The organism is Vibrio sp. JCM 18905 (genome assembly GCF_055393305.1).
In genome coordinates, this window is record NZ_AP043880.1 from 893,434 (window position 1) to 915,639 (window position 22,206).

14 protein-coding genes are annotated in these 22,206 nt (G+C 46.1%); 8 read left to right on the forward strand and 6 right to left on the reverse strand.

The genetic code is table 11. The annotated features are described in order from the left end of the window. The first annotated feature begins 863 nt into the window (after window positions 1–863). Window positions 864–2,228, forward strand: a complete 1,365-nt coding sequence (gene glpT, locus ACZ5ZC_RS20830) for a glycerol-3-phosphate transporter (RefSeq protein WP_006742417.1) — start codon at window positions 864–866, stop codon at window positions 2,226–2,228. Window positions 2,229–2,284: 56 nt separating this feature from the next. Further along, the gene (gene glpQ, locus ACZ5ZC_RS20835) at window positions 2,285–3,340 is read left to right on the forward strand and encodes a glycerophosphodiester phosphodiesterase (protein WP_054867157.1); all 1,056 of its coding nucleotides are present in this window, start codon (window positions 2,285–2,287) and stop codon (window positions 3,338–3,340) included. A gap of 355 nt (window positions 3,341–3,695) precedes the next feature. Here glpQ and dapD read toward each other — a convergent pair whose 3' ends face one another. The 3 genes from dapD to ACZ5ZC_RS20850 all read right to left on the reverse strand — a co-directional run bounded on the left by dapD (window position 3,696) and on the right by ACZ5ZC_RS20850 (window position 6,408). Continuing rightward, on the reverse strand, window positions 3,696–4,727 hold the full coding sequence (dapD, locus tag ACZ5ZC_RS20840) for a 2,3,4,5-tetrahydropyridine-2,6-dicarboxylate N-succinyltransferase (RefSeq protein ID WP_012841475.1): 1,032 nt from the start codon (window positions 4,725–4,727) through the stop codon (window positions 3,696–3,698). Between the two features lie 329 nt (window positions 4,728–5,056). Then, window positions 5,057–5,353 carry a YebG family protein gene (locus ACZ5ZC_RS20845; RefSeq protein ID WP_041852896.1) on the reverse strand — a complete coding sequence of 99 codons (297 nt, stop codon included), beginning with the start codon at window positions 5,351–5,353 and terminating at the stop codon, window positions 5,057–5,059. 128 nt (window positions 5,354–5,481) lie between these two features. Then, complete coding sequence (locus tag ACZ5ZC_RS20850) at window positions 5,482–6,408, reverse strand: LysR family transcriptional regulator (RefSeq protein WP_464932248.1); 927 nt, start codon at window positions 6,406–6,408, stop codon at window positions 5,482–5,484. A gap of 109 nt (window positions 6,409–6,517) precedes the next feature. On the opposite strand from ACZ5ZC_RS20850, the gene ACZ5ZC_RS20855 reads away from it, so the two are divergent. After that, entirely contained in the window at window positions 6,518–7,492 is a 975-nt protein-coding gene (locus tag ACZ5ZC_RS20855; RefSeq protein WP_464932249.1) for a TDT family transporter, read from the forward strand. Window positions 7,493–7,567: 75 nt separating this feature from the next. Here the strand turns inward: ACZ5ZC_RS20855 and ACZ5ZC_RS20860 are convergent, their stop codons facing one another. Next, window positions 7,568–9,391, reverse strand: a complete 1,824-nt coding sequence (locus tag ACZ5ZC_RS20860; protein ID WP_054867160.1) for a DUF3413 domain-containing protein — start codon at window positions 9,389–9,391, stop codon at window positions 7,568–7,570. Window positions 9,392–9,644: 253 nt separating this feature from the next. Between ACZ5ZC_RS20860 and recC the strand changes: the two genes are divergently transcribed. The 5 genes from recC (at window position 9,645) to ACZ5ZC_RS20885 (ending at window position 20,214) form a co-directional block, all read left to right on the forward strand. Continuing rightward, the gene (gene recC / locus ACZ5ZC_RS20865) at window positions 9,645–13,136 is read left to right on the forward strand and encodes an exodeoxyribonuclease V subunit gamma (protein ID WP_464932250.1); all 3,492 of its coding nucleotides are present in this window, start codon (window positions 9,645–9,647) and stop codon (window positions 13,134–13,136) included. Window positions 13,137–13,463: 327 nt separating this feature from the next. Continuing rightward, window positions 13,464–17,138, forward strand: coding sequence for an exodeoxyribonuclease V subunit beta (recB, locus tag ACZ5ZC_RS20870; RefSeq protein ID WP_464932386.1), 3,675 nt, complete (start codon window positions 13,464–13,466; stop codon window positions 17,136–17,138). Then, window positions 17,138–19,285, forward strand: a complete 2,148-nt coding sequence (gene recD / locus ACZ5ZC_RS20875; protein ID WP_464932251.1) for an exodeoxyribonuclease V subunit alpha — start codon at window positions 17,138–17,140, stop codon at window positions 19,283–19,285. The genes recB and recD overlap by 1 nt, the downstream gene beginning before the upstream one ends. 156 nt (window positions 19,286–19,441) lie before the next feature. Next, window positions 19,442–19,816 (forward strand): hypothetical protein, encoded by a 375-nt coding sequence (locus ACZ5ZC_RS20880; protein WP_054867163.1) that lies wholly within the window; start codon window positions 19,442–19,444, stop codon window positions 19,814–19,816. A gap of 26 nt (window positions 19,817–19,842) precedes the next feature. Continuing rightward, window positions 19,843–20,214 carry a hypothetical protein gene (locus tag ACZ5ZC_RS20885; protein ID WP_046874995.1) on the forward strand — a complete coding sequence of 124 codons (372 nt, stop codon included), beginning with the start codon at window positions 19,843–19,845 and terminating at the stop codon, window positions 20,212–20,214. Between the two features lie 48 nt (window positions 20,215–20,262). Here ACZ5ZC_RS20885 and ACZ5ZC_RS20890 read toward each other — a convergent pair whose 3' ends face one another. Together ACZ5ZC_RS20890 and argA are read right to left on the reverse strand one after the other, a co-directional pair. Then, complete coding sequence (locus tag ACZ5ZC_RS20890; RefSeq protein WP_005380230.1) at window positions 20,263–20,451, reverse strand: hypothetical protein; 189 nt, start codon at window positions 20,449–20,451, stop codon at window positions 20,263–20,265. A gap of 400 nt (window positions 20,452–20,851) precedes the next feature. Next, window positions 20,852–22,189, reverse strand: coding sequence for an amino-acid N-acetyltransferase (gene argA / locus ACZ5ZC_RS20895; protein ID WP_012841478.1), 1,338 nt, complete (start codon window positions 22,187–22,189; stop codon window positions 20,852–20,854). Window positions 22,190–22,206 lie beyond the last annotated feature (17 nt).

Consider the following 22,206-nt stretch of genomic DNA (forward strand, 5'->3'; position numbering starts at 1 on the left):
CACGATACTATTGTGCACATATAAACGTTTGCGAAAACAAACGCGCGTTAAAAATGAGCGTTTGAGCATAAAATTGTTAATCAAAGTCTTCGTTTTTGTTAAATGGCGCATCTTTTAATCGAAAAAGAAAACAACGAAAAGAACTTCTTTGCTACGAAGTGTGTTTTGGAAGCGCTCAAATTACCGATGTGAAAAAGAATGCACAACTGGTAAGAGGAGTTTTGTGAAGCTGCTACGTGCTTGGGGATTTATTACTCAGATTTTGCGTAGTAATTAACCCTAAAGAGGTAAGGCGAGGTCAAGTACATCAAGGACTAGCGGTGATATAAGAAAATGCGTTGCTATGTTTATATCTCGAGAGAAACTTGTTATCCAAATTAGTGTTAATTATGAAAATGGAGAGGAAAATAAATATGGTTTATGTCTTGTGTTCGTGAATCACTGTCTAGGTTTGAGTTCAGATAACATTAGCTTTGTTATTTCGTTTGATACTAAGCGCGAACATTTTTCATCTTTTTAGTTATTTAGTGGTTTCGCGTAACAAGGATGGATGTGAAACACCCTTTTTACGGTTAATTTGTGTTCTTATTCGAGCCTTTGTTTCATTGGTTTCGAATTGGAATGCTCAAATGAGAGGTTGAAACATCAGTTTCATATTAACTAATTATGAGTAAAGTTGAACGATGGTCTAATTAATGCGCTCTAATTTACTGTATTTACTTATATTTAATTCATGTGCAACATTTGTCACAGAAATAAAATCCTAACTCAATACAATTCATGAACTTTCGAACGAAGATTTTATTTGTTTCGTTCGCTCCTTTTGTGTTTTTTACCATCGCATACAAAATAATGAGGTTCCTATGTTTGGAATATTCAAACCTAAGGCGCACATTGATCGTCTGTCCCCAGGCAGTATCGATAGCACCTACTCTCGCCTCCGTTGGCAACTCTTTATCGGTATATTTGTTGGCTACGCCGGTTACTATCTGGTTCGTAAAAACTTCAGTTTGGCGATGCCTTATCTTATCGAGCAAGGCTTTAGCCGCGGTGACTTAGGTGTCGCGCTGGCAGCTGTTTCCATTGCATATGGTCTCTCTAAATTTCTAATGGGCAGCGTATCTGACCGTTCCAACCCTCGCTATTTCCTTAGTGGCGGCCTACTGATGTCTGCATTAGTGATGTTTTGCTTTGGCTTTATGCCATGGGCGACTGGCAGCGTCACTGCGATGTTCATTTTGCTTTTCTTGAACGGTTGGTTCCAAGGCATGGGGTGGCCCGCATGTGGACGAACCATGGTGCACTGGTGGTCACGTAAAGAGCGTGGTGAGATCGTTTCGGTTTGGAACGTGGCACACAACGTGGGTGGCGGTTTGATTGGTCCACTATTTATTCTTGGCCTGTGGGCATTTAACGATGATTGGCGCACTGCATTTTATGTTCCTGCATTTTTCGCCACATTGGTTGCTGTGTTTGTTTGGATGACGGTTCGCGATACGCCTCAATCTTGTGGTTTGCCACCGATCGAAGAGTATAAAGACGATTATCCTGATGACTATGACAAGTCGCACGAACAAGAAATGACAGCGAAGGAAATCTTCTTCAAATACGTCTTCAACAACAAGCTTCTTTGGTCGATTGCAATTGCAAACGCATTTGTTTACCTAATTCGTTACGGCGTACTGGACTGGGCACCTGTTTACCTAAAAGAAGCGAAGGATTTCTCGGTAGATAAATCGTCATGGGCTTATTTCTTATACGAATGGGCTGGCATTCCAGGAACACTATTGTGTGGTTGGATCTCTGACAAATTGTTCAAAGGTCGTCGTGCACCTGCTGGTATCTTATTTATGGTGCTAGTGACAGTTGCAGTGATGGTTTACTGGTTTAACCCTGCTGGTAACCCAATGGTGGACATGATGGCACTGATTGCAATTGGCTTCCTAATCTATGGTCCGGTTATGCTGATTGGCTTGTACGCACTTGAACTCGCTCCGAAGAAAGCCGCTGGTACTGCTGCTGGTCTTACTGGTTTATTTGGATACTTAGGTGGGGCAGTTGCCGCAAACGCGATTCTGGGCTACACGGTAGACCACTTTGGCTGGGATGGTGGCTTTATCATCTTAGTGGGTTCTTGTATTACTTCTATTGTGTGTTTGATGTACGCCTTCTTAGGTGAGCGCGCGCACCACGAGCAAAAAGAGCGCGAAAAGGAAGCGCTAGCGTAATATTTATTTAAAGAGGCAGTGGAATACTGCCTCTTCGCTTTATCAAGGAAATAACAATGAAAACAAAGTCAGTATGTCTTACTTTTTTAGCACTTAGCCTCTCAGTTGGTGCGATTGCGAAACCGCTTGTAATTGCACACCGTGGCGCATCGGGTTACTTGCCTGAGCACACGCTAGAAGCCAAAGCGCTTGCTTACGCAATGAAACCTGACTACATAGAGCAAGATGTGGTAATGACGAAAGACGACCAGTTGGTCGTGTTGCATGACCATTATCTCGATCGTGTAACGGATGTTGCGGAGCGTTTTCCTGATCGTGCGCGCAAAGACGGTCGCTACTACGCGATTGATTTCACACTGGCGGAAATCAAATCCTTGCGAGTAACTGAAGGCTTTAATATCGATGACAAAGGTAATAAGGTCGCTGGTTATCCGACACGATTCCCAATGTGGAAATCGGATTTTACCGTGCCGACGTTTGCTGAAGAGATTGAGCTGATCCAAGGACTTAACAAGACGTTGGGTTACGACATCGGTATTTACCCAGAAATTAAAGCGCCTTGGTTCCATCGTCATGAAGGTAAGGACATTTCTAAAGCGGTGCTTAAAGTCTTGAAGCAGTACGGTTACGACTCGCAAGACGACAAAGTTTACCTGCAGTGTTTTGATGCGAACGAACTGCAACGCATTAACAGTGAGTTGATGCCCGCAATGGACATGGATTTAAAGCTCGTTCAGCTCATGGCTTACACCGATTGGAACGAAACTATGGTGTACAAAGGCGATACAGCAACGCCATACAGCTATGATTGGATGTTCGAAGCCGACGGCATGAAGAAAGTGGCGAGTTACGCCGAAGGTATTGGACCTTGGAAGCCGATGCTGGTGGATGATAAGTCAACCAAAGACAACATCATCATTAAGCCGTTGATGAAGGCTGCAAAAGACGCTGGCTTGCAAGTGCATCCATACACGTTCCGTGCCGATCCAGGACGCATTCCAGCGTACACGGACAGCTTTGGAGGCATGATGGATGTGTACTACAACCAAGTGAAAGTGGATGGTTTGTTTACTGATTTCCCAGATAAAGCAGTCAGCTTTTTAAATCAGTAATCAGCACTCACGCATTTTGCTGTAAGCTAAAAAATCCCCCAACAGTTTCCTGCTGGGGGATTTTTCGTAGGGCTAATTCACTGCAATACCTAAATGACTTCAAGATGCTCAGTTCAGAGCGTGGTCACTGATACGAGTTCAAGGAAAATGACGAAGTGAAATAGCTCGCTATTTTCACGTTATTTGACGCGGGAATCGTGATAGTGACACGCTCCCAAAGGGCGAGTTGTCTTGGCTTTCATGCTTTGTTAACGAGCTTTGATTTAGATTAACTAGATCTTCAACTCGTTGCCGCGCCTGCAAGCCAAGTCAGCCTCGCTGAATCAAGCATCTCGAGGTTATTTAGGTATTCTTATTAGTTGTTTTTATGCAGTTCGCTGTTCAGTTCAACCGCGCTCTTGTTTGCAAGACACTCGATTTGACCTGTTACAGAGTTACGACGGAACAGTAGGTCAGAAACACCGGCAAGATCGCGTGCTTTCACTACTTCTACTTCTTGGCCAGCAGAATCTAGCATGCGCACTTTTGAACCAGCAGTTACGTATAGACCTGATTCGATAGTACAACGGTCACCCATTGGGAAGCCAAGACCTGCGTTCGCGCCTAGTAGAGAGTTTTCACCGATAGAAACCACAACTTTGCCGCCGCCAGATAGCGTACCCATGATAGATGCGCCGCCGCCGATGTCAGAGCCGTTACCAACCACTACGCCAGCAGAGATACGACCTTCAACCATGCTCACGCCTGTTGTACCCGCGTTGAAGTTGATGAAGCCTTCGTGCATTACCGTTGTGCCTTCGCCAACGTGTGCACCAAGACGTACGCGAGAAGTATCTGCGATACGAACGCCAGTTGGAACCACGTAGTCCACCATTTTAGGGAACTTGTCTACGCAATCTACGCTTAGCGTACGGCCAGCTAGGCGAGCTTCGATTTGACGCTCAGCCAGTTCAGGTAGGTCGATTGGACCTTCGTTAGTCCATGCGATGTTGTGTAGTAGACCGAAGATGCCATCCAGTACGGTGCCGTGTGGCTTGACTAGACGGTTGGAGATAAGTTGAAGTTTTAGGAAGCCTTCAGCAACAGATTGTGGTTGTTCATCCGTAGCTAGGATAACCAGTACAAGCGGCTGTGCTGATTCTGCTGCTTTGGTTGCGAAAGATGCGTTTGCTGCATCGCCGTTTGCTTCGAAAGCCGCCGCAAGTTCTGCGCTTTGTGCTGCAGAGATCTCGATAGCTTGGTTGCCTTGTTCGTAACCGGCTACTGCTGCTAGTGCGTTAACAAGCTCTTCATTTGGGTTAAGAACTGGGTTTGGAAAAAACGCTTCAATGATTTTGCCATCGCGGTTTTTAGTCGCTGTACCAAAGGCTAGAGAAAAGAAAGCCATAGTTGATCTCCATGTGTTGAGTCTTGTGTCTCGTCTGTTCACTGACAAGAAATAATTAAGTTGTCAGCCATCATAATGAGAGTGCTAGGGAGTTTAAAGAGGGGAAATAGATAAAGTCTGTAGATGGATACCTTTTGTCTTTTGGGAGATATGTCTGTCTGATGAGAAATGTGGTTGTGAGGTGGTCAATTAGCAGGTGTTTGTTGAAATGAAAGAAGGCGATTTGTCGTAGCTGTGCTCGAAAGAAAGGGCGATCTTTCCATGATGATGTGTGCCTTCAGATATAAAAAACGCCACATGATGCGGCGTTTCTTTAACAAATGAGAGGCTTATGCAGCGTCTTCTTGCTTGTCTTCTTCTACAGATTCAAGCTTTTTTGCTTTCTTTGGTGCCGGTTTGCGTTTTGCACCCAGTGCGTAAAGCACTTCTTCTTTGTTTTGAGCGAGGTACATCGCAAGATCTTCTTGCTTACCTTCGTCTTCTAGAAGTTCACTTTTACCTAGCAGCGTGAATAGTTCGTCTGCCATGTCTAGCATTTTATCGTATGCGTCAGCTTCCGCTTTAGAGGTAAAAGTCATTTTCTCTTCTCCATTGCGTTCTACCACGTACTTGACGATTACAGCCATGGTTGGTCCCCTAACTTGGTGTATTGATACTGGCTTTTTATACAGTTTTTGACCAGTTAAGTCTAGCGACAAGCCTAAGAATGAGAGACACGTACAACTAACTGACCAGCATTTAAACTATCTCCGTTTCACTTGGAGGGCGTATTCTCTAGATAAAGGTTATTTGGTCGTTCCCAATCTTGGCAAAATTCGATAAACGTTCTGAGTAGTGGGCTTTGGTATTTCTCTTTGTGAACCAGTAGCCAGAAGCGACGTTTCATATCTAAAGGCATGTCGAGCAGTTGCACGCGACCGTCACGAATAGCAGGTTCTGCAGACAAACGTGACAAGCAGCCCAAGCCTAACCCCGCCGATACTGAGTTGATCAACGCTTCGGTGGTATTGAGCTGAAAAGCTTCATGCCAATGTTCCAAGCGCGGCGCGACAACGCGCATAAAAAATTCGCGTGAACCAGACCCCGCCTCTCGTAATATCCATTCGCTGTTTTCTAGCTCGGTTAAGTTTACTGGCCCTTTGTTCGCGGCTGGGTAATCGGGCGCGCAAATCACGCACATTTCATCTTCGCTAAACTGGGTGGACTGCAATTCAGGGTGAAGTGTTTTGCCCTCAATGAGGGCTATATCTAACTCGTAATCGGTCAGCATGTCGCAGATTTGTGCGGAGTTAGAAATGAACAGACTTTGAGAACGATGGTTCGTTTGCTGACGAAATTCGCTAAGCAAATAGGGCGCGACTTGGTTGCCAATGGTGTCGCTGGCACCAATGCGAAGTTGGCCCGATAGCGCTTGGTCACCATCGAAAATGCTCTCGATGTCTTTGGCTCGGTTGAGTAATTCATCCGCCAGTGGCAGCAGTTTTTGACCTTCTTGGTTCAAAATTAGTCGGTTATTAACACGATCAAACAAGTGATGGCCGATCTGCTTTTCTAATTCTGAGAGTGCCATGCTCACTGCCGCTTTCGATAAAAAGAGACTATCAGAAGCTGCTGTGAGCGTTTTGTGCTGCGTGATCGTCGTAAACACTTTCAGTTGTTTAAGAGAAATGTGACTTGTCATACCCCACCGTTAAGTAATTTTGAACGTTTGTTTTAAATAATTAGATATATCAGAACGAAGTGCAAGCGTATTATACGCTCCATCAAGAGTGAGTCTGGTTGAGGTCATCATGATTCAAAGAACAAAAGCAAAAGTAATGGGAGCACCAACTCCGATGGCGGGTTTGGCTCTTGGTATTGCAAGCTTAGGCTGGAGTTGGGAAAACTTCGCCGAATTACATGGCTACGGACAGTGGATTAGTGCGGGTATTGCGAGCGTATTGTTGGTTATATTGGCAACCAAGTTTTTGCTACATAACCATTTATTGAGAGAAGAGCTTGCTCATCCGGTTGTGGGTAGCGTGGTTCCGACATTTGCGATGGGCACTATGGTGGTATCGAACTCTCTCGGCCATTTTTACCCATTGGCTGGTGATGTGCTTTGGCTGATTGCGGTGGTTCTGCACATCGTGTTCTTGGTGAGCTTTGTTTACCATCGCGCCAAAGATTTTGAATTACATCACATGGTTCCAAGTTGGTTTGTACCTCCAGTGGGTATCATCGTTGCGGATGTGTCTTTCTCTGGCAACCCGATGTTAGCGCCAGTGGCACAAGGTGCATTGATGTTTGGTATGGTGGCGTACGCGATCATGTTGCCGATGATGATTTACCGTTTCATGTTTACCCATGAAATTCCGGATGCAGCGAAACCAACAATGGCAATCATGGCAGCGCCAGCAAGTCTATCATTGGCGGGGTACTTAACGGTCACTGCGACACCATCACCAGTGATCATCGCTATGCTATTTGGTATCGCGGTATTGATGACAGCCATCATTTACCTCGCATTCTTTAAATTGCTTAGACTGCCATTTAGCCCTGGCTATGCGGCGTTCACTTTTCCGATGGTGATCGGTGCGACGGCGCTGTTTAAAATGGCGAATTGGATGGAGTTGCAAGGATTGGCTGCGCACTATGTTCAACAAGTGCGAGGCTTAGCTGGTCTTGAGTTGATTGTGGCAACATTTGTTGTCTCTTATGTGGCCTTACAATACATCAACAACTTGTTGATTCAGCCACGCTTGATGCACGCTCATCACGCTTAAATAGCAGATAGGAAAAAGCCTCTTGGTCTTACAGCCAAGAGGCTTTTTTATTTCAATCGGCGTCGATGTTGGACGCTAGCCTTTTTTGTAAAATCGCGACATCTCATCCAGAGAATGACGAATGATATCGACAGGAACTTTCTGTTCTTTCTCGACTTTTAACTGGCGATTCAGTTGCTGAGAGTGCCCGCCAGGATTGACCACAAGCATCAGTTCTTTGCCGACCAATGCATAGTTGTAGTAGCTGCCAGCAATATACCAATCGCGAGGGGCAGAACTATCGAACAAGTTATGACCAACGCTGTATGAACTCGTTGTGCCTTGAACGTCAAACAGCGTATTCATCATGGTTGGCACGACGTCGAAATGGGTCGTGCGGTAATCAATTTGGTCTGGTTGACGATTTGGTATGTACACGTAAAGAGGCACATGCACTTGTACGTCACTGTAGTTACCCGTGTGGCCCCAATAGTTCATCTTATGGTCGTTAAACTCTTCACCATGATCAGATGAAATCACCACAATGGTGTTGTCTAAGTCGACGTTTTTCAGTACATCGCCAATCAAGCTATCGATGTAGTACAACGAGTTCTTGTATCGATTGTGGTAAAGCGAAGCGTCAAAATCGTTGTTGAGCAAAATGTGGTCAACGCGTTCCCAGTATGGTTTGAATTTCGCAAATTCAGGTTCGGGAAATACTGTGCCGTGGGCGGCATCGTAGAACAGAAAACCAAAGTATGGTTTGTCGCTGTCCTGCTTTTGGAACTCGATGAACTTGTCTGTGATCTGCTGATCGCGCTCGACGGCCGTTTCTCCAGTTTGTCTCAGAGTCAAGTCCGACACTTTTTTGAATACCGTGCGAGAAAGTGGTGGGCTGGTGAGCGGTGCCGAGCCAAAAATGCCCATGCGGTAGCCTTCTGCTTGCAGCGTATCCATAAAAACAGGAGAGCGTTGGCTTGCGTAAAAGCTTTCCCAGTAGGTCGCTGGCAAGCTGTAAAACAGGCTGAAAATACCCGCTTGAGTTGAGTTGCCGCCGCTCATATGTTGTGTGAAATTCACCGTATTTTCGGCGAAATTGCTGACATTTGGCATGACTTCCGGCGTCGCATCACTGTAGCGCCACGCATCAACCAAGATAAACAAAACATTGGGCTGCTTCTCTTTGCTTTGCACTTGAATGGGCGCAAGCGGGTAGTTGAGTGAGCTACGTTCAATGTTGGTTAACTCTACGCGGTTCTTCGATGCAATGTTCTCATCCACTAGGTCGTGTTTGTAAATAAATTTACGAGCCGTCAGCGGGTAGTAAAGTGGCCAGTTATTCGAAAACTGACTGACTTTATCGTCGTAAAGCGCGTTTTTGTACGCATGAATCATCTGTGTGCTGAGCAATACAGCAAACCAGATGCTGATCAAAACGAACTTAGCTCGGCTTTGTGCCAATTTATTACTTACCCAAACGGTACAGGCGAGCCCGATCACCAGAACGGCAACTTCACTGATGAAGATTAGCCAACTCATCCACGAAATATCGAAGACATCACCACCACCTTCGAAAAACATACGGATTAATAGGGCGTTGATGTGAAGTTTGTATTGCTGAAAAACGAGGATATCGACTTTAAACATGATCAATAGGCAGATCGCGATAGCGATCACGATGCCTTTGAATGCTCGAGTCGGTAGAAAAGAGAGCAATAAACTCAACAACATAAATGGAAGAGCGATCAAGCCCAGCCAGCCATATTGAGTCGAAACCAAATAGTAACCTTGCAACAAGGTGAGTGGTTCATTCTGATTGTTAGACAACACAAAAGGATAACAAGCGATCGACAGATACACTGCAAAGTAAGCAAAAAAAGCAATCAGCCAAGCGCTGTTGGAAGACAGTTTGCGAAACATACTTTTTATATATTTATAAATTATAGGTAGCAAGAGTATAAAACAGTGTTTTTTATTATGGAATAGTTGCGAGTAATGTCACATTTTGTATGGCTGTGTAAGATTTTGCTTACGCCTTGAAAAGGTGATGTTTTCTGTCCATTTTGAGCGATATGTAACCTTTTACTTTTTTCAGAACACGAGATCACTGCGGGTTTAAATAGGGCTGTGCTAAGCTAGCTAACAGTTTCAATCGGCGCTCGGTATTCCCAATTTGTTTACTGTTTATCACTCCAACCAAGTTGACGTTCTTAAATCACTCCTTGTCGAATTGATTCGAATCAGTCCGCTGGAAAACCCGTTCGAAAAAGAACAAATTCTGGTTCAAAGTCCGGGCATGTCCCAGTGGCTAAAAATGGAATTGGCCAAAGAGTTTGGTGTTGCTGCGAACATTGATTTTCCGCTCCCTGCTACCTTCATTTGGGAAATGTTTACGCAGGTGTTGCCAGACGTGCCAAAACGCAGTGCGTTTAACAAAGAAGCGATGACGTGGAAGTTGATGCATCTGCTTCCGGGGCTTCTCAACCAAGAGGTGTTTTCGCCGTTAGCGCAGTACCTCAAAGATGACTGTGACCACTCTAAGCTGTATCAGCTGGCTGAGAAAATTGCCGATATTTTCGATGGTTACTTGGTGTATCGTCCGGAATGGATCGCAAGTTGGGAAGCCGGGCAGAGTGTGCCAGAGCTGGAAGATGAGCATCCGTGGCAGCCGATCCTATGGCAAGCGTTGTACGATCACACTGTGTCATTAGGGCAGTCTCCATATCACCGTGCCAACCTTTATGAGCATTTTATCGACACGTTAGCGAGTTTTAACGGCAATTTTGACCATTTACCCAAGCGTTTGTTTGTTTTTGGCATTTCTTCGTTGCCGCCTCGCTATATGGATGCGCTAAAAGCAATTGGTGAACACATCGACGTGCATCTGATGTTCACCAACCCTTGTCGTTATTACTGGGGTGAAGTTCGAGATCGCAAATATCTGGCCCGTTTGGCGGCGAAACATCGTCAGCATGTTGTGTGGCAGGACGATCACTCGGAAGTGCAAGGTGAAACTGAGCAACTGAAAGGATCACTGGAAGATAATGTGATCGATGAGCTGCACACCGATGTGGTCGGAAACAGTCTGTTGGCATCCATGGGTAAACTCGGGCGCGACAATATGTATCTGTTGTCTCAGCTGGAATCTCATGAAATTGAAGCCTTTGTTGATGTTGAGCGCGACAGTCTGCTCCATCAATTGCAAGCGGATATTCTCAATCTTGAAGAACATCAAGATGACCAACAGATTGAAAACAGTCATCACAAACAAGTGGTTAGCTTGGGTGATAAATCACTGAGCCTACACGCTTGTCACAGCCCGATGCGTGAAGTGGAAGTGCTGCATGATCAACTGTTGGCGATGTTCGATGCTGACCCAACGTTAAAACCGCGCGATATTATCGTGATGGTCGCGGACATCAACGCTTACAGCCCTGCGATTCAGGCGGTCTTTGGTAACGCGCCGGGTGAGCGTTTTATTCCATATTCGATTTCTGACCGAACTGCCGATCAAGAGAGCCCAATTCTGGCTGCATTTATGCAGTTGGTGAACTTACCCAATACGCGCTGTTTGGCATCAGAACTACTCGAACTTCTGGAAACTCCAGCGATATTAAAGCGTTTTGAACTCAGCGAAGATGATTTCTTACAAGCCAAACAATGGGTTGAGGAATCGGGAATTCGCTGGGGGTTGGATGCCAATACCGGACGCGAATTTGAACTGCCGGAAACCCGTCAAAACACATGGCAATTTGGTATTCAACGAATGTTGCTTGGCTACGCGATGCCAGAATCCGCAGGTTTGTTTGAAACCGAGCAAGGCAGTTTGTCTCCGTACAACGAAGTGCAAGGCATGGGCGCAGAGCTGGCGGGCAAGTTGGCACACTTTATCCAACAAATTAGCACTTATCGAAGCAAACTTTCTCATGTTCAAACTATCGATGGTTGGCGAGAGACTTTGGTTTCACTGCTGGATGACTTCTTCTCAGTTGAGTTAGAAGGCGAAATGGCGCTCAAATCCATTCGCGATACGCTCAGCCAACTCAAAGAGCAATTAGCTGATGCCGCATTTGATGATGCGTTATCGCCGTCGATCATCAGCCAATACCTTCAAAACAAATTATCTGGCACACGAGTCAGCCAGCGCTTCCTTGCTGGTCAAGTGAACTTTTGTACCCTGATGCCGATGCGCTCTATTCCGTTTAGAACCGTTTGTCTACTGGGGATGAATGACGGCGTGTACCCACGCTCCATGCCGCCGGAAGGTTTTGACTTGATGACGGGAAGAACCAAACCGGGCGATCGTTCGCGCCGAGATGATGACCGTTACCTATTCCTCGAAGCGATGTTGTCTGCACAGCAAACGTTGTACATCAGTTATGTTGGCCGTTCAATCCAAGACAACACAGAGCGAGTGCCTTCGGTTCTGGTTTCTGAGCTGATGGAATACTGCCACCAAAACTATTGTTTAAGTGGTGATGAAGCGTTGCCCGTTGATGAATCTGGCGACAATTTATTAAATGCGTTGGTGAATACCCACGCCATGGTGCCGTTTAGCCCAAGTGCGTTCCAAGGCACGCACGCCAGCTACGCGAAAGAGTGGATTCCAGCGGCATTGACTCAAAGTAGTCAATCGCAAGGCTATGTTCGTCGTGATTTTAATCGGGCATTAGACGACTATCTGTTAGGAGCGACGTTCCCACTTGAGCTCGACTTAGTCGAGTTGCAACGTTTCTGGCGCTTACCTGTGCAGTATTTTTTCAATCGTCGCTTAAAAGTAATCTTTGAACCGCCACTGCCGGTGATGGAAGACGACGAACCCTTTGTTTTAGGTGGTTTGGAAAGTTATCAAATGCGTGATGAGCTGTTAGAAGCCTTGCTTGAAACGACATTGATGCAGCCAGAGAAAAAAACAGAGGTGCTTAAACACTTTATGAGTCAACAGCGTGCGCAAGGCAAACTGCCGGTGGGGGCGTTTGGTGATATCGAGTTTGAAACCAACCGAGTTCAGGCGGAAGAGCTGGTGGATAAACTGGCGTTTTTATCTGGTGCGCCTCAAGACGATTTGGAAATCGACCTGACGTTTGACTCCTTATTTGAGCGAAATGAAGGCGAAGAGAAAAACGTTCGCCTGACTGGTTGGCTAACTCAATGCTACCAATCCGGTTTGATTCGCTATCGAAGCGGTAAGATTCGATCGCAGGATTACCTTGCAGCGTGGATCGATCACCTTGCCATGTCGGCGTCGGGTCATGCTAAGAAAACCCACATCATTGGTTACGATCGTAAAGAAGGCGCGCTGCATTTGATCTACCCAGAAATTGCCGATGCGCAGTATGCCAAACAGCTACTGACTGAATTAGTTCGCTTATTCTTCGAAGGCATGACTAAGCCTTTGCCTTATTTCCCGAAAACGGCGTTGGCTTGTTTTGAAGCAGGCTTTAGCCGCGGTCAGTGGGTCGATGACGAAGAGAAATCTTTGAAGAAAATGGCTGACGCATTCAATGATGGCTTCATGAGCCCGGGCGAAGGCAATAACGCGTACATCTCTCGAATTTGGCCTGCTTGGAATGATGAGTTGGCCTCAGAGGTTCGCTTGCTGACAGCATTAGTTCTGCAAGGTGCGCGCTTAGCGGTTCAAGACGCCGATGACGTAAAAGCGTAATAAAGATAGTTGGATAAAGATAAGGAAGAGTAGGGTGGCCGCCAGAAAATCATTATTTTTTGTAGGGCGTTCGCTGTACGGCCACAAGGTCAGAGGGACCATGATACTTTTGTTTAATTCATTTGAGTTGTGCCGCCAAAAAGGTTTGACTTATCTCGTGGGGCGCATACTAACGGTACGTCTTATGGATAACCGTGAGAAAGATCTCACAAAGCTCTAAATTATCCAACTTGTTAAACATATTAATAGAATTTTTAACTATAGATCACATTTATTAGGTGATACGTCCTAGTAAATAATCCGGAGAGATTCAGCGTTATGGATCAAATGTCAGGTGCAGAGTGTCCTCTACATACGTTAGACAGCACAGAGCGGCCTCAACCAACGCCACTAGAACCGATGAGGTTTCCTCTGCATGGTGCGAGGTTAATCGAGGCATCAGCAGGTACAGGTAAAACCTTCACTATTGCAGGTTTATATCTGCGCCTTTTGCTTGGTCACGGCTGCGCGGAAACTAGGCACCGCGTACCGCTTACGGTCGACCAAATTCTGGTCGTAACCTTTACTGAAGCGGCAACTGCGGAATTACGCGATCGTATCAGGGCAAGGATCCATGATGCGCGAATCGCGTTTGCGCGTGGACAGAGTTCCGATCCGGTGATCCAACCTTTGCTTAATGAGTTTGACGATCACAAGCAAGCCGCAGAAATTTTATTGCAGGCAGAGCGTCAGATGGACGAGGCGGCGGTCTACACCATTCACGGTTTTTGCCAACGTATGCTAACGCAAAATGCGTTTGAATCTGGCAGCCGATTTAACAACGAGTTTGTGACCGATGAAAGTCACCTAAAAGCGCAAGTTGTAGCCGATTACTGGCGCCGCAATTTCTACCCGTTGCCATTTACCTTGGCTGGGGAAATTCGCCAGCTATGGAGCTCTCCATCTGCGTTGTTGTCTGACATCAGCAATTACTTAACTGGTGCACCGTTAAGCCTTTCCGTTCCTGCAATGAAAGGCAGTTTGGCTGATCTTCATACTGAAAATTTGAAAAAAATTGATGAATTAAAAGCACAGTGGCGAGAAAGCCAAGATGACTTCTTTACGCTGATTTCAGATTCAGATATTAACAAACGCAGCTACACCAAAAAGTCTCTGCCGACGTGGTTGGAGGCGGTAAACGCTTGGGCAGCAACGGAAACTACAGGTTACGATTATCCAGACAAGCTGGAGAAATTCGCGCAAAACGTCTTGTTGGAAAAAACACCGAAAGGCAGTGCGCCGCAGCATGCGGTATTTGAAGCCATTGAAACATTTCTTGCCAATCCAATCAGCTTAAAAGCGCCACTGCTTGCTCATGCGATTGAGCATTGTCGTGCAATGCTGGCCAACGCGAAAAATCAAAAACAGTGGCTCTCTTTCGATGATTTGCTGACGCAACTTTCTGCTTCTATCGATACGGACGAAAGCGAGCTTTTAGCGGCGCGTATTCGTACTTTGTATCCCGTCGCAATGATTGACGAGTTCCAAGATACCGACCCGCTTCAATACAGTATTTTCAGTCGTATTTATCTGAACAACCCGGAATGTGGTTTGTTTATGATCGGTGACCCCAAGCAGGCGATTTATGGCTTTCGTGGCGCAGACATTTTCACTTATATCAAAGCGCGTAACCAAGTAAGTGCCCACTATACGTTAGGAACCAACTGGCGTTCTAGCGCAGATATGGTGCAGGCGGTAAACCAAGTATTTGCTTTGCCAGACAGTCCATTTATCTATGATTCAGATATTCCGTTCTTACCCGTTAAGTACAGTCCCAATGCCGAAAAACGCATTTGGACTATGGGTGGCCAAAAGCAACCGGCGCTGACTTATTGGTTGCAAGAAGCGGACGATAAACCGCTACCAAAAGGCGAGTATTTGACTCGAATGGCAGAGGCGACCGCAAGCCAAATCCAAACTATTTTGACGCAGGCTCAACAGGGGCAAGCGTGTCTGGTGAATGGCGAAAAACAGAAAGCGGTTCAAGCGGGCGATATCGCGGTATTGGTTCGAACAGGTAGCGAAGGTCGAATGATCAAACAAGCGTTGGCTGATAAAGGCATTGCCAGCGTGTACCTGTCTAACCGAGACAGTGTGTTTACCAGTTCGGTGGCGCAGGATTTACAGCGCTTGCTGCAAGCGGTGCTGACTCCAGAAAATGACCGTGCGCTGCGTGCAAGTCTTGCCTCTGAGCTGTTTGCCCTCGACGCAGCAAGTTTGGATGCACTTAATAACGATGAAGTGGTGTGGGAAAACGCCGTAAACGAATTCAAAGAATATCGCAAACTTTGGGTTCAACGTGGTGTGCTGCCGATGTTGCGCGCGGTGATCAGCAAACGTCATATTGCCGAGCGATTACTAGAAGAAGGCGCGAGTTCACAGGGTGAAAATGGTGAGCGAGTGCTTACCGATTTAATGCACATCGGTGAACTGCTTCAACAAGCCAGTAATGAACTGGACAGCGACCACGGTCTGCTGCGTTGGCTCGCTCAGTCCATCAGTGATGCGGAAAACGGTTTGGGTGGCAGTGATGACCAAATCCAACGTTTAGAATCGGAACGTAACTTAGTGCAGATCGTAACTATTCACAAATCAAAAGGCTTGGAGTATGACCTCGTATTTCTGCCGTTTGTGTTCAGCTATCGAGAAGCCAGCGAAGCCAAATATTACGATGCAGCCAATGACCGCACGGTACTGGATATCACTGGCAACGATGCGTCCATGAAGCAAGCGGATAAAGAGCGTTTGGCGGAAGACTTACGCTTGATATACGTGGCACTAACGCGTGCTGTGTATGCGTGTTTTATTGGAGCCTCGCCTTTGCGCAATGGTCGTTCGACCAAAGAGCCAACTGGCGTACACCGCAGTGCGATTGGCTATTTGATTCAGAATGGTCAAGAAGGTGGCATTAACGATTTGCACCAAGGTTTAACAAAGCAACAAGACGAGCTTGATTGTGTCGTTGTGGCCGATCCGCCGCCGCAACTCGAAGAGAAGTACGTAGCGCCACAAGAAGAAATACACGATCTTAGCGCGAAAGAGCTGCAAAACCCTATCGACAGAAACTGGCGCATCACCAGTTATTCTGGCTTGGTCAAGCAAGGCTCTCATCACGCCGAGCATGATGCCACGATTGAGATTACGGGTTTTGATATCGACTCATCTGAAGAACAAGACGAAGCGGATTTGGTGGAGCCAGAGCGTTCGATTTTTACCTTCCCTCGCGGTGCGCGTCCGGGTACGTTCCTGCACAGCCTGTTTGAGGAAATTGAATTTACTCAGCCAGCCACGACGGAAGAGAATACACAAATCATCCTCGGCTTGATGGAAAGCGAACAGCTCGATGAAGAGTGGTTGCCCATTTTACAGCAATTGATTGATACCGTACTTGCAACGCCGTTGGATGGTAAGTCTTTGCTGCTTAATCAAAAAGCACCGTCGCAACGTTTGGTGGAGATGGAATTTTTGTTGCCGATTGAAGTGTTGTCTGCACCGGCGTTAAACCGAGTTATTCAGCGTCACGATCCGCTGTCGGCGAAAGCGGGGGATTTAGGTTTCCAAACCGTGCAAGGCATGCTCAAAGGTTTTATCGACTTGGTGTTTGAACATCAAGGTAAATACTATGTGCTTGACTGGAAATCGAATCATCTTGGCGACGATGTGGCGCACTACCATGGTGAGGCTCTGAAATCGGCGATGGCGGATCACCGCTACGATTTGCAGTATCAGATTTATGCGTTAGCACTGCATCGTTTCCTACGCAGCCGATTGGCGAATTATCAATATGAGCAGCACTTCGGTGGCGTGTATTACTTGTTCTTGCGCGGCATGGATGGGCAGAGTGACCACGGCATTTTTGCCGCGAAACCAACCTTAGAGTTCTTACAAGAGATGGATCGTTTGATTGATGGTCAAGTACTTGAAACGCGCTCAACTCAAGCCGGGCAGATGGAGCTACTTTAATGACGACAAATCACAATCTTCATTCTGACCAAGATAGCCTATTGGTAGTGTTGGAACGCTTGGCGCACAAAGGCGCGCTTCGTCAGCTCGACTACCAATTCGCCTGCTTTATTGATTCTCAAACTAATGATGAACAGCCTGACAACCAAGCATTGGCGTTTATCGCGGGTGTTGTCAGTAGTGAGCTTGGCAAAGGACATATCTGTCTGTCTCTGTTCGATGCACAAGGGCAATCTACGGATTTAGCCAGTAAGCTAGGGCTGTTTGGTGAGTCGGCATTGGCGCTCAACACACAGTTGCAAGGCATAGACTGGATTGAAGTATTACAAAATTCCAGCGTGGTTGGCGCGCAAGGAGAAGCCTTGCCGCTGATGTTCGATGGTGAGCGTCTGTATCTGCACCGCTATTGGAATTATGAAGTGACACTGGCGGAAAAGCTCAATCAGTTGGGCGCTGTAGTGAACTTGCAGTCGCAAGAGTTAGCGCGATTATCGGACTTGCTCAACCATCTGTTTGCACGCCAATACCATTTTCTGTTTAACGCGTTAGGCAAAGCAGTAGAAGCGGGAAGCAGCAACCAAGTGTTGCGTCAACAATTGGTGTGTGACCACCTTGATGTGGTCGCAAGCGAATCGTTGGATTGGTACGCCATTGATTCCGTGCTTAGCAATGCGCGCAAGGTTCAGGATTTGCAGCAACTGGATGAGCTGGTGCCACTTTCAGCTTGTGTGAACTGGCAAAAAGTCGCGGCGGCGGTTGCGTTAACTCGTCGATTTGCTGTGATTTCTGGTGGCCCTGGTACGGGTAAAACGACGACAGTAACCAAATTGCTTGCTGCTTTGATTGAACAGGCGACGCACGAGAAAAATCTAACCATCAAGCTGGTGGCCCCGACGGGGAAAGCGGCGGCGCGATTAACCGAGTCCATTGGTAAAGCAGTGCAAGAACTGCCAGTTTCTCCGGAGCTAAAAGCTAAAATTCCGACTGAATCGAGTACCTTGCATCGATTGCTTGGCGCGATTCCTAATAGCGCAGAATTTCGTCACAACAAGCAAAATCCACTGCATTTGGATATTTTAGTTATCGACGAAGCGTCGATGGTTGATTTACCAATGATGTACAAAGTGGTCGATGCCTTACCGAAGCATGCGCGGCTGATTTTGTTAGGTGATAAAGACCAACTTGCCTCAGTTGAAGCAGGGGCTGTGTTGGGTGATATCTGTTCGTTCCATGCATTGGGTTATGGCAAAGAGCAGGCATCAGCCATCGCAAAACTGACGGGTTTCGATACTTTAGCGCATACGGGTAACAGTGCATCTAGCATTGCCGATAGTTTATGTATGCTGCAAAAGAGCTACCGATTTGATGCTCGCTCAGGCATTGGTCAGTTGGCAAAAGCGGTTAACTCAGGTTCTGCTGCGAGCGTAGATAATGTCTGGGCGAAAGATTTTTCTGACATCGAACATTTCGCGCTAAGTAGCCAACATTACAACCAAATGATGCAGACGTTGGTGCAGGAATACGGTCGTTACCTCAAACGCATTGGACAACAGGAAACCGCTCCTAAAACCGGAGAGCCAGAGTCGCTAACGCACAAAGCCAAAGCGGTGTTAGATACCTTCAACCAATGCCGACTGCTGTGCGCGATCCGTGAAGGTGACTTTGGTGTTGCTGGGCTAAACCAGCGCATCGAGAAAGCGCTCGCGGCGCGCAAGTTAATTCAGGTTCAGGATGAAATTTGGTATCACGGCAGACCTGTCATGGTTACGCGTAATGATCATGGTCTAGGTTTGTATAACGGTGATATCGGTATTTGCATGCTCGATGACAGTGAAGAAGAACCGCGTTTGAAAGTCTTTTTCGAGTTACCTGACGGCAGTGTGAAATCGGTCTTGCCAAGCCGAGTGCCTGAACATGAAACGGCTTACGCCATGACCATCCATAAATCGCAAGGCAGTGAATTTGATTACACCCTGATGATTTTGCCACCAGACTTTAGCCCGATATTAACCCGTGAGTTGATTTACACAGGCATTACCCGCGCGAAAAAGCGTTTAGCTCTTTACGCCGAACTCAATGTTCTGAAGCGAGGCATTAAAGTGAAAACTACTCGCGCGAGTGGATTAGTACAGCGGCTTACGAATTAATTTTTACTTGTGATTGTGACATTTTCGAAGATGATTCTTTGTGGCGGGTCTTATATCCGCCATTTCGTTTTCATGAAAAATGGATTGCTATTGAGTAATATTCTTCCTTAAAGGTATATTTCTCCTTTCTCATTCGCATATCAAAGGCAACTGAATATGAGTTTGCTCGACTCGTCTTTTCTAACCTTCTTTATCGCCGGAGGAGTCGCGTTTTTATGGTTCGTTATTATCGGAGCAATTTTTATATTTTTTATACCGCCAAAGGTGAAGCGGTTTGCTTTTAATCCGAAACATTATTCAGAAGTAGAGTTAGCCTTAGTCTCGGGTTTTCACTTTGGTGCTTTAGTACATGGTGTAGGCTTAGTTGCGGCGGTCGCTTTACCAACTTTAGCGAGGAGAAGGGGCTTTGCTGATATTCATCAAGTTTGCTCCGGTCTATTCATCGGAATTTGCCGTATTTATATAAGCGTTTTATTGCTGCTAGCTATGATCACTTTAGGCTCAATGGTGGTTTGGATGTCTATTACTTGAGAGCTGGAATAGAAGGTCGGTGAAGTTTGCAGTTATTAGAAGTTTCTTTTATTACATTTTTTGTTGCAGGTGCTTTGTTAGTTTTTTGGTACCTGATAGTAGGTATTTTGCTTATTGTTATCACGCCGCAAAAAGTAAAGCGCTATGCGTACACTAGTGAGCATTATACAGATATTGAGCTTGCTTTAGTTTCTGGATGTCACTTTGGGGCCTTAATACATGGATTAGCCCTTGTTGCCGCAGTTGCATTTCCTAAGTTGGCCAAAAAAAGAAAGCTAACAGATATTCGTAGAGTTTGCCCAAAGTGGTTCATAAGTATTGGGGTAGTGTACTGGACTATTTTAATCTTTATCGTAGTCACTATTTTTGCATCTTTGTTGGCTATGATTTTGTTTTGAATTGATTACGTACGTAAAAGAAGACCGAGCTTATGGCTCGGTCTTCTTTTATGCATGTTTTGCAAACGCGTTGGTAAAAGACACGCTGCGTATTTTGTATTGCTGTTGATAAGCAAGAATAAAATCTCGGATAGCGTCATTTACGGGGAAAACACAGTGGACGTCTAGGCCTTCTAAAAACTGATTGTCAGCCATATCCCAGAAGCTTTGAAGCGAATTACAAATGATTGTTCTCATAACAGTGCTCGTCTCGGCTTATTTAAAGTCAGATTAACAACTGTCCTTGGTGTGCAATACGGAGCTAACTAGTTTTTCAATTGCCCAGTATTTTAGGGTGAAGGCTACATTACATCACCTAGATCCATTCGTATTGGTTAAAAACCAATCACTAGCGAGCAGAGTATAGCCAACCAAATGTATATTTAAAAGATAAAATTGGAACGAAAATCAAGCAATGGTTTGCGTATTTCTAAGTTGGTGTTTACATGATGACTCGCTAGCTCGAAGCAGGATTTATGTGAGGCCTTACTCCAAAACAAACTTGATGTCCGGGATTGAGCGTCAATGAGCTGAATCCCGCACCTTGAGGTGTTGGTATAGCGGAACCTTAAATTTCTCTTCCTGATTTAAGGTTAAGCTACAAATCTAGCGCTAAGATTTTTGACTTACGTTGGAAGTTATATAGCCCTTGTTTGGCTCCGGGCAAATAGTCGACACTGACTTCGTAAAAACCTTGCTCTCTGAACCAATGCAAACTGTGTGTCGTGAGGACAAAGATTTGATCAATGGTTTCGGATTTAGAACGGTGTTTCATGTAGTTGAGCAGTAACAAACCTCGGTTCCCATCACGATAGTCAGGGTGAATCGCTACGCAAGCCATCTCAGCTTTGCGCTCTTCTGGGTATGGATAAAGGGCAGCACAGCCAATAATCAAGCCGTCTTTCTCGATGATGGTAAATTTTCCAATCTCTTGCTCTAGCTGCTCTCGAGAGCGACGAACGAGTACGCCTTGTTCTTCTAGAGGACGAATGAGGTCTAAGATACCGCCAATATCGTCAATATTGGCTTGTCTCACTTGCTCAGCGCTCGCCATAACAACTTGGGTTCCGATACCGTCGAAAGAGAACAACTCCTGAATTAAGGCGCCATCTACTTTATAACTGATCAAGTGGCTACGAGGCACTCCGGCACGGCAAGCGGCAATAGACCCTTTAAGAAAGCGCAGTGTCCCAGTGTTGTAATCTAGGTCAGGAGACGTATTTTCAGAGAGCGTTTTGATGACATGCTCCGCCTCAATTGGCAGCAACTCGGCGACAGCATTACCGTTGTCATCAATGACCCCTTGTTCTGAACAGAAACCAATCAGTTTGTCTGCGCCCAACTTGATCGCCAGTTGCGTCGCGACTTCTTCAGAAAGTAAGTTAAAACACTCGCCAGTTACAGAGCTCGCAATGGGGCCAAGTAGCACAATAGAGCCTTGATCAAGAGTGCGGTTGATAGCATCGGTGTCAATGCGGCGAATACGTCCACTATGGCAATAATCCACCCCGTCATCAACGCCGAGTGGCTGAGCAATGATGTAGTTTCCGCTAACGACATTGAGCTGGGTGCCTGCCATCGGAGTGTTGTTGAGGCTCATTGATAGGCGCGCAGTAATCGCAAGTTGAAGTTGTCCGGCAGCTTGCATAACAACAGATAAAGCCGATTCATCCGTAATGCGGATATTTTTGTGGTAAGGCGTAGTGAGGTCTTGTTTTTCTAGCAGCTGATTAATTTGAGGACGTGCACCATACACCACCACGACTTTAATTCCGAGGCTGTGCATGAGTGCGATATCATTAATAATATTGCCAAAATTTTTGTGTGCGACGGCTTCTCCGCCCAGCATGATCACCATGGTTTTTCCGCGGTGAGCATTGACATAAGGTGTTGATTGACGGAATCCTTTTACGAGAGCAGTACTACGAATTTTCACTACAGCCATTCCTTTGT

Excerpts from the sequence above, each read along its gene's own strand:
- ACZ5ZC_RS20845 (WP_041852896.1), bottom strand. The coding sequence starts at position 5,353 with ATGGCTGTAATCGTCAAGTACGTGGTAGAACGCAATGGAGAAGAGAAA.
- glpT (WP_006742417.1), top strand. The coding sequence starts at position 864 with ATGTTTGGAATATTCAAACCTAAGGCGCACATTGATCGTCTGTCCCCA.
- ACZ5ZC_RS20855 (WP_464932249.1), top strand. The coding sequence starts at position 6,518 with ATGATTCAAAGAACAAAAGCAAAAGTAATGGGAGCACCAACTCCGATG.
- ACZ5ZC_RS20880 (WP_054867163.1), top strand. The coding sequence starts at position 19,442 with ATGAGTTTGCTCGACTCGTCTTTTCTAACCTTCTTTATCGCCGGAGGA.
- ACZ5ZC_RS20890 (WP_005380230.1), bottom strand. The coding sequence starts at position 20,451 with ATGAGAACAATCATTTGTAATTCGCTTCAAAGCTTCTGGGATATGGCT.
- glpQ (WP_054867157.1), top strand. The coding sequence starts at position 2,285 with ATGAAAACAAAGTCAGTATGTCTTACTTTTTTAGCACTTAGCCTCTCA.
- recB (WP_464932386.1), top strand. The coding sequence starts at position 13,464 with ATGTCAGGTGCAGAGTGTCCTCTACATACGTTAGACAGCACAGAGCGG.
- ACZ5ZC_RS20860 (WP_054867160.1), bottom strand. The coding sequence starts at position 9,391 with ATGTTTCGCAAACTGTCTTCCAACAGCGCTTGGCTGATTGCTTTTTTT.
- dapD (WP_012841475.1), bottom strand. The coding sequence starts at position 4,727 with ATGGCTTTCTTTTCTCTAGCCTTTGGTACAGCGACTAAAAACCGCGAT.
- ACZ5ZC_RS20850 (WP_464932248.1), bottom strand. The coding sequence starts at position 6,408 with ATGACAAGTCACATTTCTCTTAAACAACTGAAAGTGTTTACGACGATC.
- recD (WP_464932251.1), top strand. The coding sequence starts at position 17,138 with ATGACGACAAATCACAATCTTCATTCTGACCAAGATAGCCTATTGGTA.